Source organism: Streptomyces sp. NPDC059255 (assembly GCF_042752355.1).
In the GTDB taxonomy this organism is placed as follows: domain Bacteria; phylum Actinomycetota; class Actinomycetes; order Streptomycetales; family Streptomycetaceae; genus Streptomyces.
In genome coordinates this window covers 63,650-78,915 of record NZ_JBHYZP010000006.1, presented here as the reverse complement: position 1 = coordinate 78,915, position 15,266 = coordinate 63,650, and the positions used below count along the sequence as shown (strand labels likewise).

General features: G+C 71.5%; 10 protein-coding genes. 3 read left to right on the top strand and 7 right to left on the bottom strand.

Annotated features, from left to right (window positions below):
* Window positions 1–110: 110 nt before the first annotated feature.
* The 4 genes from ACFXKG_RS10675 to ACFXKG_RS10660 form a co-directional block, all read right to left on the bottom strand.
* Complete coding sequence (locus ACFXKG_RS10675) at window positions 111–1,073, bottom strand: ABC transporter permease (protein ID WP_384835484.1); 963 nt, start codon at window positions 1,071–1,073, stop codon at window positions 111–113.
* Window positions 1,060–2,025, bottom strand: a complete 966-nt coding sequence (locus ACFXKG_RS10670; protein ID WP_384835481.1) for an ATP-binding cassette domain-containing protein — start codon at window positions 2,023–2,025, stop codon at window positions 1,060–1,062. The genes ACFXKG_RS10675 and ACFXKG_RS10670 overlap by 14 nt, the downstream gene beginning before the upstream one ends.
* 141 nt (window positions 2,026–2,166) lie before the next feature.
* Window positions 2,167–3,492, bottom strand: coding sequence for an outer membrane lipoprotein carrier protein LolA (locus tag ACFXKG_RS10665; protein ID WP_384835478.1), 1,326 nt, complete (start codon window positions 3,490–3,492; stop codon window positions 2,167–2,169).
* Window positions 3,493–3,836: 344 nt separating this feature from the next.
* The gene (locus ACFXKG_RS10660) at window positions 3,837–4,847 is read right to left on the bottom strand and encodes a polyprenyl synthetase family protein (protein ID WP_382894994.1); all 1,011 of its coding nucleotides are present in this window, start codon (window positions 4,845–4,847) and stop codon (window positions 3,837–3,839) included.
* A gap of 155 nt (window positions 4,848–5,002) precedes the next feature.
* On the opposite strand from ACFXKG_RS10660, the gene ACFXKG_RS10655 reads away from it, so the two are divergent.
* From ACFXKG_RS10655 to fahA, 3 genes are all read left to right on the top strand, one after another.
* On the top strand, window positions 5,003–6,508 hold the full coding sequence (locus tag ACFXKG_RS10655) for a peptide MFS transporter (RefSeq protein ID WP_384835474.1): 1,506 nt from the start codon (window positions 5,003–5,005) through the stop codon (window positions 6,506–6,508).
* Between the two features lie 128 nt (window positions 6,509–6,636).
* Window positions 6,637–8,661 carry a CocE/NonD family hydrolase gene (locus ACFXKG_RS10650; RefSeq protein ID WP_384835472.1) on the top strand — a complete coding sequence of 675 codons (2,025 nt, stop codon included), beginning with the start codon at window positions 6,637–6,639 and terminating at the stop codon, window positions 8,659–8,661.
* Window positions 8,662–8,793: 132 nt separating this feature from the next.
* Window positions 8,794–10,017 carry a fumarylacetoacetase gene (fahA, locus tag ACFXKG_RS10645; RefSeq protein WP_384835469.1) on the top strand — a complete coding sequence of 408 codons (1,224 nt, stop codon included), beginning with the start codon at window positions 8,794–8,796 and terminating at the stop codon, window positions 10,015–10,017.
* A gap of 120 nt (window positions 10,018–10,137) precedes the next feature.
* Here the strand turns inward: fahA and nuoN are convergent, their stop codons facing one another.
* The 3 genes from nuoN to nuoL are packed head-to-tail and all read right to left on the bottom strand — an operon-like array spanning window position 10,138 to window position 15,266.
* Window positions 10,138–11,790: an NADH-quinone oxidoreductase subunit NuoN gene (gene nuoN / locus ACFXKG_RS10640; protein WP_384835466.1), complete on the bottom strand. Its 1,653-nt coding sequence runs from the start codon at window positions 11,788–11,790 to the stop codon at window positions 10,138–10,140.
* On the bottom strand, window positions 11,787–13,364 hold the full coding sequence (locus ACFXKG_RS10635) for an NADH-quinone oxidoreductase subunit M (protein WP_384835463.1): 1,578 nt from the start codon (window positions 13,362–13,364) through the stop codon (window positions 11,787–11,789). The genes nuoN and ACFXKG_RS10635 overlap by 4 nt, the downstream gene beginning before the upstream one ends.
* Window positions 13,365–13,370: 6 nt before the next feature.
* Window positions 13,371–15,266, bottom strand: a complete 1,896-nt coding sequence (gene nuoL / locus ACFXKG_RS10630) for an NADH-quinone oxidoreductase subunit L (protein ID WP_384835460.1) — start codon at window positions 15,264–15,266, stop codon at window positions 13,371–13,373.

The following is a 15,266-nucleotide window of genomic DNA, read 5'->3' as shown; positions in this document are numbered from 1 at the left end:
CGCGCCCCCGCCGCTCCTTCCACGTCGCGGCTCGCCTCTCCCGTACGCGCGTACGGGAGAGGCCTCGCGAGCTCCGGGGCCCGGGGCCCAGGGCCCGGCGCCCGGCGGCCTCAGGTCGTGATGTCCCGCGTCGTGAGGCGCGCCCACGCGGCCGAGCCGAACACCGCCGCGTACAGCGCCTGGAGCCCCAGGTTCTCGGTGATGCCGTCCCAGAGGACGGGCTCGCGCAGCAGGTCCGCGAAGGACAGCCAGTGGTGCGAGAAGAGATACGGCTGTACGGCGTGGAGCTGCGGGATCGCGTCCAGGATCTGCACCGTGATCAGCAGCCCGACCGTCGCCGCCATCGCCGCGATCCCGCTGTTGGTCAGGGTCGATATGAAGAGCCCGAGCGCCGCGAACCCGATCAGCGAGGCGGCCACGACCAGGGCGATCAGCCCGGCCCGCGCCACCCCGTCGCCGAAGGAGATCCGGACGCCGGAGATCGTGGTGACGTCACCGAGCGGGAAGAGCAGTGCGCCGACGGCGAGCGCGGAGACGGCCACGACCACCGTGGCGACCAGGCAGAACGCCAGGGTGGAGGCGTACTTGACCAGCAGCAGCCGGGTACGCCCCGCCGGCGCGACGAGCAGATAGCGCAGCGTCCCGCCGTTGGCCTCGCCCGCGATCGCGTCGCCGGCTATGACGCCGACCGCCATCGGGAGGAAGACCGGCAGCGTCGCGGCGAGCGCGGCGAAGACCAGGAAGAGCCCGTTGTTGGTGACCTGCCCGACGAAGGCGGGGCCGTGGCCGCCCCCGCCCCCTCCGCCGCCCGTCTCGATCTTCACCGCGATGCCGATGAGGGCGGGGACGGCGGCGAGCACCCCGAGCAGGGCGAGGGTCCGCCAGCGCCGGAAGGTGACCGTCAGCTCGGAGCGGAGCAGCCCGAACGTCCACAGCAGCCGTCGCCCCCGGACCTCGGCACCCGGCGCCCCGGCCGCACCGCCCGGTCCGCTCCCCCGCCCCGTACCCGACTCCGGCCCCGTACCGACACCCGAGGCCGCACCCGCACCCGCGTCCACTTCAGCCCGCGACATCGAAGCCCTCCCCCGTCAGCGCGACAAAGGCGTCCTCCAGCGAGACGCGCTCCTGGCCGAAGGCGCGGACCCGCACCCCCGCGCCGACCAGCGCGGCGTTCAGATCCGCGGGGTCCACCGGCTCCGCCTCGCCCACCGGAAGCTCACCCGTGACCCGGTCGCCCGTCACCACCACGTCCGTGACCCCGTGCTCCTTCAGCACCCGGGCCGCCTCGCCCGGGTCGGGGGTCGTGACGGCGAGTCTGCCCCGGGTCCCGGCGGCCAGCTCGGCGACCGTCCCCTGGGTGATCAGCTTCCCCTGGGTCATCACGGCGACATGGCTGCAGACCTGTTCGATCTCGTCGAGGAGGTGCGAGGAGAGGAAGACCGTCGTGCCGTCCGCGGCCAGCTCCCGCACCAGCGTCCTGATCTCCCGCATGCCCTGCGGGTCGAGCCCGTTGGTCGGCTCGTCCAGCACCAGCAGGGCGCGCGGCCGCAGCAGCGCCGAGGCCAGCCCGAGCCGCTGCTTCATCCCGAGGGAGTACGCCTTCGCCCTCTTGCCCGCCGCCGCCGTCAGCCCGACCCGCTCCAGCGCGGCGGTGACCCGCGCGGCGCGGGTCCGGGGATCGGCCGTCGGGTCGGCGGAGTCGTACCGGACGAGATTGTCCCGGCCGCTCAGGTGCCCGTACAGCGCGGGCCCCTCGATCAACGCCCCCACCTGGGGCAGCACCGTGCGCGCGGCGCGGGGCATCCGGTGGCCGAGGAGCGTGGCCGAGCCGGCCGTGGGCTCGATCAGGCCCATCAGCATCCGGATGGTGGTGGTCTTGCCCGAGCCGTTGGGCCCGAGGAAGCCGAAGACGCTGCCGACGGGCACCGTCAGGTCGAGATGGTCGACGGCGAGCTGACCGCCGCGGTAACGCTTGGTCAGGCCGCGCGTCTCGATGACCGTCGCGGGCACCGGAACCGCTGTCATCCCCGTCCCCCTCCCTTTCTCCGGCGGGCCCTACCGCCGCGACGCCCTCCCGCACCGTGGCGCCCTCCCGAGAACGGACCGGCCCCGGTCAGCGTTCCGCCCCGCCGCGCGGTTCACGCGGCGGGGCGGTCCACTACGGCGTCACTTGGCCTGGTCGGCCGCCTTGACCAGCGCGTCCTTGGTGACCGCGCCGACGTACACCTTGCCGTCGTCGGTCATCAGGGCGTTGACGATACGGGTCTCGAAGACCGTCCCCGAGCCGAACTTCCCGGTGACCTTGTCGCCGAGCGCGTCCATGAACTGCTGCGCCTGCGCCTCCGAGCCGGAGTCGGCGGAGCCGCCCTTCGCGTCCTCGCCGGCGCCCGCGCCACCCTCGGGTGACGTCAGGACGTACACCGCGTTCCAGCCCTTGCCGATGACCTTGGCGTCGTCGGAGCCGCCGCCGAGCGCGCCCAGCTCGCCGAGGGCACCGGGCGCACCGGGCAGCCCCTTGTCCGCCCCGTGGGAGGCGTCCGCGCCGTCCGCCTTGCCGGCGTCGCCCTGCTCCGTCACCTTCGCGCCCTTGGGCGGCGTGAAGTCGAAGGTCCCGGCGGCGGGCTTGGCGAAGTCGACCTTCGTGAAGCCGACGTCGACCACGGCCTTGCCGCCGCTGCTCGGCGCCAGCGTGAACTTGAGCGGCGTGCCCGTCTTCGCGTCCACGGCGATCGTGATGGAGCCGACCGTGGAGCCGCTCTGCTTGGGCTTGATCACCAGCTGGTACGCGTCCCGGTCGGCCACCCGCGCGGTCCCGCCGACGGTCACCGAGGTGGTGTCCCCGGCGGCCTTCAGCGCCTGCTCGGCGAAGTCCTTGGGGGTGGCCGGTGCGCCCTCCGGCGCACCCTTGTCCTTGCCCGCGGAACCGTGGCCGCCCTTCGCGGCGCCCTCGCCGTGCTGCGCGTCCTTCGGCGCGGTGGCGTGGTAGGCGGCGTTGGAGCCGCTGTCGTACGCCCACACCTCGCCGCCGTTGTGGATCAGGCTGTACTCGGCGGTGTCGTCGAGGATCGACAGCCGCTGCTTGTCGGGGCCGTCCGTCGCCACCCGCAGGGTGTGCGAGCCGGTGGCCAGCTCCGTCAGCCTGGTGCCCGGGTCCGCCGTCTCCGAGCCGCCGCCCTGGTCCTTGGCGTCGGGGGCGAACGAGCCCGCCAGGTCGCCCAGCTTGTCCAGGCCCGGGATCCCGAGGTCCGTGGTGATCTTCACCGTGCCGGAGAGCTGCTCCGTGTCCGACGCGGCGATCTTCTCGATGAGCTGCTGCGCGCTGATCTTCGGCAGTTCCGGATCACCGGTCGCGGCGAGCGCCGGGACGAGTCCGATGGTCGCCGCGGCCACCCCCGCCACCGCGACGGGGAGCGCGTAACGTGCCGCCTTGCGGCGGAGGGCGCCGGGCTCCCTGTCCTCCTCGGTCGCCGGTGCGCTGTCGTTCGGTGCCATGTGTGCCCTACCTCCGTGGTCGGCGGCCATCCGTCCGTTGCACTTGTCCACCCCTCGCCGCCATTCTCACCCGAATTGGTCAGGAGTGGTGTTGTCCATATGACCAAATCGGGGCCGCCGAAGCGTCAGACCCGGGGCGCAACTTCCCGTACTGCTCTGGGATGACATACGGATGAGATGCCTGGCCCTGTCCCGTAGGGGACGGTGCGACGGAAGAGGGACGGCTGAGCCGGGCGAGTGACCACGCCCGGCCCGCACAGGCCCCGGAGAAGTGACCGGCCGTCACCCGGCCCGCACAGGCCCCGGAAGAGTGACCGGCGGTCACCCGGCCCGATGACCGGCGGTCACCCGGCCCGGTGGACCACCGCGTCGCAGAGCTCCAGCAGCGCCGACTTCGCGTAGCACTCCGGCAGCGGGGCCAGGGTCCCGCGCGCGTCCTCCGCGTACCGCACCGTGTCCAGTCGCGCCTGCTCCAGTGCCGGATGGGCGCGCAGCAGCCGCAGGGCCTCGGCGAGGCGCTCGTCGTCCGCCAGATCGCCGTCCAGCAGCTCGACCAGGGCCAGGTCCTCCGGCCTGCCGTGCTCCTGCGCCTGGGCGCGCAGCAGCAGCACCGGGAGCGTCGGGATGCCCTCGCGCAGGTCCGTGCCGGGCGTCTTGCCGGACTCGTGGGAGTCGCTGGCGATGTCGAGGAAGTCGTCGGCGAGCTGGAAGGCGATGCCGAGCCGCTCCCCGTACTGGGTGAGGATGTCGACCACCGTCTCGTCGGCGCCGGACATCATCGCGCCGAAGCGCCCCGCCACCGCGATCAGCGAGCCCGTCTTGCCGCCGATGACATCGAGGTAGTGACTGACCGGGTCGCTGCCCTCGCGCGGGCCCGCGGTCTCCAGGATCTGGCCCGTCACCAGCCGTTCGAACGCCTCCGCCTGGATACGGACGGCCTCGGGGCCCAGATCCGCCAGGATGTGTGACGCGCGGGAGAAGAGGAAGTCACCCGTGAGGACGGCGACCGAGTTGTCCCACCGGGCGTTCGCGCTCTCCACACCGCGGCGGACCTCGGCCTCGTCCATCACGTCGTCGTGGTAGAGCGTCGCCAGATGCGTCAGCTCGACGACGACGGCAGCCGGGACGACCCCGGGCGCGTACGGATCCCCGAACTGTGACGCGAGCATGACCAACAACGGCCGGAATCGTTTGCCACCGGCCCGCACCAGGTGCTGCGCGGCCTCCGTGATGAACGGCACCTCGCTCTTGGTGGCTTCGAGCAGTCCGGCCTCGACGGCCGCCAATCCGGTCTGGACATCGGCCTCAAGAGCCTGGTCCCGCACGCTCAGCCCGAACGGCCCCACGACGGTCACGAGAGGTACTCCTGTCTGCTGACGATCACACGGATTGTCGATGCGTCGCTGCCATCACTCAAGTCAGCGTATCCGGTCGCCTTTCGATCACCATGGGCGCCTTCCCGGCTTCGCCGGTATGTTCGGGATCGACCTTTCGATCAGGAGTGGACCTTTTGTCCGGAACAGCGGCCGGCCCCGAAGTGAACGACGAGCAACCCCCGCCCCGCGACGACCGCGCCTTCCTCGGCCACCCGCGCGGGCTGGGAACCCTCTCGGGGCTGGAGGTCTGGGAGCGCTTCTCGTTCCTCGGCATGCAGGCGGTCCTCGTCCTCTACTTCGTCGCCACCGTCCACGACGGGGGCCTGGGGATGGCGCCCGGCGCCGCCGCCTCCGTCTCCGCGGCGTACGGGACCCTCGTCTACCTGCTCTCCGTGGCCGGCGGCTGGCTCGCCGACCGCATCCTGGGCTCGTACCGCGCGGTCCTGTGGGGCGGCGTGCTGATCGCCGTCGGCCACTACGCCATGGCGGTCCCCACGGCCGCCATGACCTGGGTGGGGCTCGGCCTGATCAGCGCGGGTACGGGGCTGCTCAAGCCGAACGTCTCCGCCATGGTCGGCAAGCTCTACCGTACGGAGGACGAGCGCAGGGACGCCGGTTTCGCCCTCTACTACATGGCCATCAACATCGGCGCCTTCCTCGGCCCGCTCGTCACCGGGTGGCTCGGCGACCACGCGAGCTGGCACTGGGCGTTCTCCGCCGCCGCCGTCGGGATGACGCTCGGGCTGATCCAGTACGTGGCGGGCAGACGCCATCTCGCGGGGCGCAAACACGCCGCCGAGTTCGCGCTGGCCCCTGCCGCGATGCGCCGTGCCGGGCGGCTGATGATCGTGGGCGCGGTGGTGACGGCCCTGGTGGCCGTGGCGCTCGCGCTGGCCGGCTGGCTCACCATCGCCCGCTTCGCCGACATCCTCACCGTGCTCTCGGTGATCTCCCCCGTCGTCTACTTCGCGGTGATGTTCCGCAGCCCGCGCGTGACGGCGGAGGAACGCGGCCGGCTCCGCCCCTATGTCGTGCTGTTCCTGGCATCAGTGTTCTTCAACTTCATCCTCTTCCAGGCGTACTCGACGATGATCCTGCTGGCCTCGACCAATGCGGACACCTCGATCCTCGGCTTCCACTTCCCGGCGGGCTGGTACGCATCCGCCCTCGGTGCCTTCGAGGTCGTGCTCGCGCCGGTCGTCGCCGCCGTCTGGGTACGGATGGGCCCGCGCCAGCCGCACGCCTCCAACAAGATCGCGATCGGGGTGATCCTCGGCGGCCTCTCCTTCCTGCTGATGGTCCTGCCGACGTCCGGGCACAGCGGCGCCGACTACCGGATGGCCGCGTGGTGGATCGTCGCCTCGTACCTGCTGCTCGGCCTCGGCGACATCCTCGTGGAGACCTCCGGGCTCTCCGCCTCCACCAAGCTCGCGCCGCGGGCGTTCGCGAGCCAGACCATGGCGCTCTGGTTCCTCTCCCTGGCGCTCGCCAACGGCATCCAGGCCCAGACGGTGAAGCTGTACGGGCAGGTCTCGCAGCCCGCGTACTTCGGCGTCAACGGGGCGATCGCGGTGCTGGCCGGTCTCGCCGTCGTCGCGGCCGCGCCCTGGCTGCGGCGCACGATGTACCCCGTTCACTGAGCCGGCCCGGTCCGCCGCATCCGTCGAGTCCGTCGAGTCCGCCGCATCCGCCGCATCCGCCGAGTCCGCCGAGTCCCCTACGCACCCGCACTCCCCGTCCCCCGCCCGACCTCCCCGAGGTGATCGGCATGTCCCCCACCATCCGCACCCACTTCCCGTACGAGACGGCCCACGAGGACGTACGGATCCCCCTCACCGACGGCACCCGGCTCTACGCGCGCGTCTGGCGCCCCGTCTCCGGACCGCCCGTCCCCGCGCTGCTCGAATACCTCCCGTACCGGCTCACCGACTGGACGGCGCCCTGCGACCACCAGCGCCACCCCTGGTACGCGGGCCACGGCTACGCCTCCGTACGCGTCGACGTGCGCGGCCACGGGAACAGCGAGGGGCTGCCGGGCGACGAGTACGACGCGACCGAGCTGGCTGACGGCGTCGAGGTGATCCACTGGCTCGCCGCGCAGCCCTGGTGCACCGGGAAAGTGGGCATGTTCGGCATCTCCTGGGGCGGCTTCAACGCGCTCCAGCTCGCCGCCCTCGCCCCCGAACCGCTGCGGGCGATCGTCACCGTCTGCTCCTCCGACGACCGGTACGACAACGACGTCCACTACATGGGCGGTTCGGTCCTCGCCGTCGACATGCACGCCTGGGCGGCGACGATGCTCGCCTTCACCGCCCGGCCGCCGGACCCGGCGTACGCGGGGAGCGCGTGGCGGGAGATGTGGCTGCGGCGCCTGGACGCCGTCGAACCGTTCCTGCACACCTGGCTGGACCACCAGACCCGCGACGCGTACTGGAAGCACGGCAGCGTCTGCGAGGAGTACGGCGCGATCCGGGCCGCCGTGCTGGCCGTCGGCGGCTGGCACGACCCGTACCGGGACACCGTGCTGCGGCTGGTCGAACACCTCGACCCCGGGCGGGTCCGCGGGCTGATCGGGCCCTGGTCGCACCAGTACCCGGACCGGGGGCTGCCGCCGGGGCCCGCCATGGGCTTCCTCCAGGAGACCCTGCGCTGGTGGGACCAGCACCTCAAGGGCCGGGAGACGGGGGTGATGGACGAGCCGCTGCTGCGCTCCTGGATCAGCGGCTCGCACCCGCCCGCGACGGTCTACGCGGAGCTGCCGGGGCGCTGGGTCGGCGACGGCGCGTGGCCCTCCCCGAACGTGACGCCGACGCCGTACGCCCTCCGGGGGGAACCGGTCGTCGTCGACTCGCCCCAGCACACCGGGGTGGACGCGGGCCGCTTCTTCCCGTTCGGCAATGACGCGGACCTGCCGCCCGACCAGCGCGAGGAGGACGCCCGGTCGGCCTGTTTCGACTTCCGGGTGGCGGACGACGGAGCCGGGGGCGGGGCCGGCATCGAGATCCTCGGCCGCCCCCGCGTCCGGCTGCGGATCCGGATGGACGCCCCGGCCGGCCAGGCAATCGCCCGGTTGTGCGACGTCGCGCCGGACGGCTCCGCCACGCTGGTCACGCGCGGTGTCCTCAACCTCTCGGCCAGGAACGGCCGCGACCGGATCGACCCCTGGCCCGAGGGCGCCACCGAGGACGTCACCTTCGAGCTGAACGGCATCGGTCACGCCTTCCCGCCCGGCCACCGCATCCGGCTCGCGGTCTCCTCCGCGTACTGGCCGTGGATCTGGCCGCAGGCCCGGTCCGCGGGCTTCACCCTCGACCCGGCGGGCAGCTCGCTCGAACTCCCCGTCCGCGCGCCCGCCGGGGCGGGCGAGGCGACGGTCTCCTTCGAACCGCCGGAGCAGGCCGAGCCGCTGGGCGTCTCCTTCCCCGCCACGCTCGACGAGGAGCCCCCCGAGCGGCTGGTGGTACGGGACGTCGCGAAAGGCGTCTGGCGGCTGGAGGTCGACCCGCGCTACGGCGGCTCCCGCTTCTACCCGGACGGGCTGGAGTTCGCCGAGGAAGCCCGGGAGACGTACACGATCCAGGAGCGCGACCCCCTGTCGGCGCACACGCTCTCGCAGTGGACGATCCGGCTGCACCGGCCGGAACTCGCGTGGGACACGCGGGTCGAGACGCGCTCGGAGATCCGCTGCGACGCGGACGACTTCATCGCCACCGACGAGCTGATCTGCCGCGAGGGCGCCGAGGTGGTCCACCACCGGACCTGGGAGCGGCGGATCCCGCGTACGGCGGGCTGAGCCCCGGGGCACGCCCCCAACCCCGTCCCCTACCCGGGCCTTTCAGGTCAATGCGGGCTTTTTATTACTGCCGCTGCCGGGCAACACCGACGTAACGTGTCCCGTATCGATCCGGAAAGCGAGGCAGCACCGATGCCCGAGCAGAGCCCGCTCGAAACGGCCGAGGGCGATCCCTTCGGTCCGCACAACCTGCCGTACGGCGTCTTCTCGACCGCCGACGAGCCCGACCGCCGGCGGGTCGGGGTACGCATCGGCGATCATGTGCTCGACGCGGGGGCGGCGGCGCTGGCGCTGGGCTCCCCGTACGCGGCGCTGCTGGCCAGGCCCAGTCTCAACCCGCTGATGGCGGCGGGGCGCACGGCGTGGCGCGATGTCCGCCGGGCGCTGACCGCGTGGGTGACGGTCCCCGCGCACCGCCCCGACATAGAGCCCCTGCTCCACCCGCTGGGCGCCGTCACCCTGCATCTGCCGTACGAGATCGCGGACTACGTCGACTTCTACGCGAGCGAGCACCACGCCACGAACGTGGGCCGCATCTTCCGCCCCGACGGCGAGGCGCTGACCCCCAACTGGAAGCACCTCCCGATCGGTTACCACGGCCGGTCCGGCACGATCGTCGTCTCCGGTACGGAGGTGACGCGCCCGGCGGGCCAGCGCAAGGCGCCCGCCGACCCGGCGCCGGTCTTCGGGCCCTCCGTGAAGCTGGACATCGAGGCGGAGGTCGCCTTCGTCGTCGGGGTGCCGTCCCGGCAGGGCTCCCCGGTGGAGCTGGCGTCCTTCCGCGACCATGTCTTCGGGCTCTCGCTCCTCAACGACTGGTCGGCGCGGGACCTCCAGGCGTGGGAGTACGTGCCGCTCGGCCCGTTCCTGGGCAAGTCCTTCGCCACGTCCGTATCGGCGTGGGTGACGCCGCTGGAGGCCCTGGACGCGGCCAGGGTGGCGCCCCCGGCCCGCTCGGTCCCCGTACTCCCCTATCTGGACGACGCGGAGGACGAGGAGCCCGGCGGGTTCGATCTGCGGATCTCGGTGGCGCTCAACGGTGAGGTGATCTCCGAGCCGCCGTTCTCCACGATGTACTGGACCGCCGCCCAGCAGCTCGCCCACCTCACGGTCAACGGCGCCTCCCTGCGCACCGGGGACGTCTTCGCGTCCGGCACGGTCAGCGGGCCGGCCCGCGAGCAGCGCGGCTGTCTGCTGGAGCTGACCTGGAACGGTACGGAGCCGGTCGAGCTCCCCGGCGGCAAGCGCGCCTTCCTGGAGGACGGCGACGAGGTGACCCTGACCGCCTGGGCCCCGGGCCCCGACGGCACGAAGGTCGGCCTGGGCGAGGTACGGGGCAGGATCGCCGCCGGGTGAGCCCGCGGGGCTCCTGAGGGAGCCCCGCGGCCCCCGAGAAGCACCGCGGCCGGGTCCGGCCCCTCCCCCGAGGAGGCGCCGGACCCCGCCGTACGTACGTCGCGGGCACCCGGTGCGGTGCTACCGCACGAAGCCTCCCGCCTGGCTCGCCAGGTCGAGGAAGTACTGCGGGGCGACGCCCAGGACCACCGTGACCAGGACGCCCACCCCGATCGCCGTCATCGTGAGCGGCGACGGCACGGCGACCGTGGGGCCCTCCGGCTTCGGCTCGCTGAAGAACATCAGCACGATGACCCGGATGTAGAAGAACGCCGCGATGGCCGAGGCGATCACACCGATCACCACCAGCGTGCCCGCGCCGCCCTGGGCCGCCGCCTTGAAGACCGCGAACTTCCCGGAGAAGCCCGAGGTCAGCGGGATACCCGCGAAGGCGAGCAGGAAGACCGCGAAGACCGCCGCCACCAGGGGCGAACGCCGGCCGAGCCCCGCCCACTTGGAGAGGTGCGTGGCCTCGCCGCCCGCGTCGCGGACCAGGGTGACGACCGCGAACGCGCCGATCGTCACGAAGGAGTACGCCGCCAGGTAGAAGAGGACGGACGAGATCCCCTCGCTGTTCCCCGCGATCACACCGGCCAGGATGAACCCGGCGTGCGCGATCGAGGAGTAGGCGAGCAGCCGCTTGATGTCGGTCTGGGTGATGGCGACGATCGCGCCTCCCAGCATCGTGATGATGACGACGCCCCACATCACCGGCCGCCAGTCCCACTTCAGGCCCGGCAGGACCACGTACAGCAGCCGCAGCAGGGCGCCGAACGCGGCGACCTTCGTGGCGGCGGCCATGAAGCCGGTGACCGGGGTGGGCGCGCCCTGGTAGACGTCCGGGGTCCACATGTGGAACGGGACGGCGCCGACCTTGAAGAGCAGCCCCATCAGGACCATCGCGCCGCCGATGAGCAGCAGCGCGTCGTTGCCCATGGTGTCCGCGAGGGCGGGGGTCACGCTCTGGACCGTGCCGTCGACGACCTCCGCGATCCGCGCGTACGAGACGGAGCCCGCGTACCCGTAGAGCAGCGCCACCCCGAAGAGCAGGAACGCGGACGAGAAGGCGCCCAGCAGGAAGTACTTGACCGCGGCTTCCTGCGACATCAGCCGCTTGCGGCGGGCCAGGGCGCACAGGAGGTAGAGCGGGAGGGAGAAGACCTCCAGCGCGATGAAGAGCGTCAGCAGGTCGTTGGCGGCCGGGAAGACCAGCATGCCCGCGACCGCGAACATCAGCAGCGGGAACACCTCGGTGGTGGTGAACCCGGCCTTCACCGCGGCCTTCTCGCTGTCGCTCCCCGGTACGGCGGCGGCCTGCGCGACGAAGGAGTCGACCCGGTTGCCGTGCGCCTCCGGGTCGAGCCTGCGCTCGGCGAAGGTGAAGACGGCGACGATCGACGCCAGCAGGATCGTGCCCTGGAGGAAGAGCGTCGGGCCGTCGACGGCGATGGCGCCCATCGCCGCGATGTGCTTCTTCGTCGTGCCGTACCCGCCCGCCGCGAGCCCGACCACCGCCGCGAAGGACGCGGCCAGGGCTACGACGGAGAGGAAGAGCTGGGTGTGGTAGCGCGCCTTGCGGGGGACGAACGCCTCCGCGAGGATGCCGAGGACCGCGGCGGCCACCACGATCAGCACGGGTGAGAGCTGCGCGTACTCGATCTTCGGGGCCGGGATCTTGGCGATTCCGTCGGCCGCCGTCGTTGTCCACAGGCTGTGGACGGCGTTCGCGCTCATGGAGCGGCCTCCACCTCGGGCTTGGGATCGGTCTGCTGTACGTCGGACATCGTGTGCTCCACCGCCGGGTTGACGATCTCGGTCAGCGGCTTCGGGTAGACGCCCAGGAAGAGGAGGAGCGCGATCAGCGGGGTGACGACCACCAGCTCCCGCAACCGCAGATCCGGCATGGTCCTGACCTCGTCCTTCACCGGGCCGGTCATCGTGCGCTGGTAGAGGACCAGGACGTAGAGCGCGGCGAGCACGATGCCGAGGGTGGCGATGATGCCGATCACCGGATAACGGCTGAACGTGCCGACCAGGACGAGGAACTCACTGACGAACGGGGAGAGCCCCGGCAGCGAGAGGGTGGCGAGCCCGCCGATCAGGAACGTCCCGGCGAGGATCGGGGCGACCTTCTGCACCCCGCCGTAGTCCGCGATGAGCCGGGAGCCGCGCCGCGAGATCAGGAAGCCGGCCACCAGCATCAGGGCGGCCGTCGAGATCCCGTGGTTGACCATGTAGAGCGTGGCGCCCGACTGGCCCTGGCTGGTCATGGCGAAGATGCCCATGATGATGAAGCCGAAGTGCGAGATCGACGCGTAGGCGATCAGGCGCTTCATGTCGCGCTGGCCGACCGCGAGCAGCGCCCCGTAGATGATGCTGATGAGCGCCAGCACGAGGATCGCGGGGGTGGCCCACTTGGAGGCCTCCGGGAAGAGCTGGAGGCAGAAGCGGAGCATCGCGAAGGTGCCGACCTTGTCGACGACCGCGGTGATCAGTACGGCGACGGGCGCGGTGGCCTCCCCCATGGCGTTGGGCAGCCAGGTGTGCAGCGGCCACAGCGGGGCCTTCACCGCGAAGGCGAAGAAGAAGCCGAGGAAGAGCAGGCGCTCCGTGTTGGTCGCCATGGTGAGGCTGCCGTCGGCGCGGGCGGCCGCGATCTCGGAGAGCGAGAAGGTGCCCGCGACGACATAGAGGCCGATGACGGCGGCCAGCATGATCAGCCCGCCGACCAGGTTGTACAGGAGGAACTTGACGGCCGCGTACGAGCGCTGGGTCGCCGCCGCGTCGTCGCCGCCGGCGTGGGCGCGGTCGCCGAAGCCGCCGATGAGGAAGTACATCGGGATGAGCATGGCTTCGAAGAGGATGTAGAAGAGGAAGACGTCGGTGGCCTCGAAGGAGAGGATCACCATCGCCTCGACCATCAGGATCAGCGCGAAGAAGCCCTGGGTCGGCCGCCAGCGGCGGTTCGGGTTCGCGTCTTCGAGCGGGTCGGCGTCGTGCCAGCCCGCCAGGATCACGAACGGGACGAGCAGCGCGGTGAGCGCGAGGAGCGACACCCCGATGCCGTCCACGCCCAGTTCGTACCGCACCCCGAAGTCCGCGATCCAGGCGTGGGATTCGGTGAGCTGGTAGCGGGCGCCGCCGGGCTCGAAGCGGACCAGCACCACGGCGGCCAGCGCGAGCGTGCCGAGCGAGAAGAACAGCGCCAGCCACTTGGCGGCGGTGCGCCGGGCCGCGGGGACGGCCGCCGTGGCGATCGCCCCGATCGCGGGCAGCACCGCCGTGGCCGTCAGAAGGGGGAACGACATATCCGGTTACACCGCCCTCATCAGCAGGGTCGCGGCGATGAGCACTGCCGTACCTCCGAACATCGAGACCGCATAGGTGCGGGCATAGCCGTTCTGCAGCTTGCGCAGCCGTCCTGAGAGCCCGCCGAACGACGCCGCGGTGCCGTTGACCACCCCGTCGACCAGGGTGTGGTCGACGTACACGAGGGAGCGGGTGAGGTGTTCGCCGCCGCGGACCAGGACCACGTGGTTGAAGTCGTCCTGGAGGAGGTCGCGGCGGGCGGCGCGGGTGGCGAGCGAGCCGCGCGGGGCGACCACCGGGACGGGCGCGCGGCCGTACATGAACCAGGCGACGGCGACACCGATGACCAGGACGACCACCGTGGCGGCGGTGACGGCGCCCGCGCTGATCGGCGCGTGTCCGTGGTCGTACCCGGTGACGGGCTCCAGCCAGTTCAGGAAGCGGTCGCCGATGGCGAAGAACCCGCCGGCGAAGACCGAGCCGAACGCCAGGATGATCATGGGGATGGTCATGGACTTCGGGGACTCGTGCGGATGGGGTTCGTTCCCGTCCGCGTCCGGCTGCCAGCGCTTCTCGCCGAAGAAGGTCATCAGCATCACGCGCGTCATGTAGAACGCGGTGATCGCGGCGCCCAGCAGGGTGACGGCGCCGAGGATCCAGCCCTCCGTGCCGCCCTTGGCGAAGGCCGCCTCGATGATCCTGTCCTTGGAGAAGAAACCGGAGAGCCCGGGGAAGCCGATGATGGCGAGATAGCCGAGGCCGAAGGTGACGAAGGTGACCGGCATGTACTTCCGCAGGCCGCCGTACTTCCTCATGTCGACCTCGTCGTTCATGCCGTGCATGACCGAACCGGCGCCGAGGAAGAGCCCCGCCTTGAAGAAGCCGTGCGTCACCAGGTGCATGATCGCGAAGACGTAGCCGATCGGGCCGAGGCCCGCCGCCAGGATCATGTAGCCGATCTGCGACATCGTCGAACCCGCGAGGGCCTTCTTGATGTCGTCCTTCGCGCAACCGACGATCGCACCGAAGAGGAGCGTCACCGCGCCGACCACCACGACCGTCAGCTGGGCGTCCGGGGCCAGGTTGAAGATGGCGGAGGAGCGGGTGATCAGATAAACGCCCGCGGTGACCATCGTCGCCGCGTGGATCAGGGCCGAGACCGGGGTCGGGCCCTCCATCGCGTCGCCCAGCCAGGACTGGAGCGGCACCTGGGCCGACTTGCCGCAGGCGGCCAGCAGCAGCATCAGGGCGATCGCCGTCAGCTTGCCCTCGGTCGCGTCACCCGTGGCGGCGAAGACCGGGCCGAAGGCGAACGTGCCGAACGTCGTGAACATCAGCATGATCGCGATCGACAGGCCCATGTCGCCGACCCGGTTGACGAGGAACGCCTTCTTCGCCGCCGTCGCCGCGCTCGGCTTGTGCTGCCAGAACCCGATGAGCAGGTACGAGGCGAGGCCCACGCCCTCCCAGCCGACGTACAGCAGCAGGTAGTTGTCCGCGAGGACCAGCAGCAGCATCGCCGCCAGGAAGAGGTTCAGGTAGCCGAAGAAGCGGCGCCGCCGCTCGTCGTGCTCCATGTACCCGATCGAGTAGATGTGGATCAGGGTGCCCACACCGGTGATCAGCAGGACGAAGGTCATCGACAACTGGTCGAGCTGGAAGGCGACATCCGCCTGGAAACCCTCGACGGGGATCCAGGAGAACAGGTACTGGTGCAGGGAGCGGTCGTCTGCGCTCCTGCCGAGCATGTCGCCGAAGAGGACCAGGCCGATCACGAAGGACGCGGCGGCCAGCACCGTACCGAGCCAGTGGCCCGCGCGGTCGAGCCGGCGGCCGCCGCACAGCAGGACCGCCGCTCCGAGCAGGGGCGCCGCGATGAGCAGCGCAATCAAGTTCTCCAC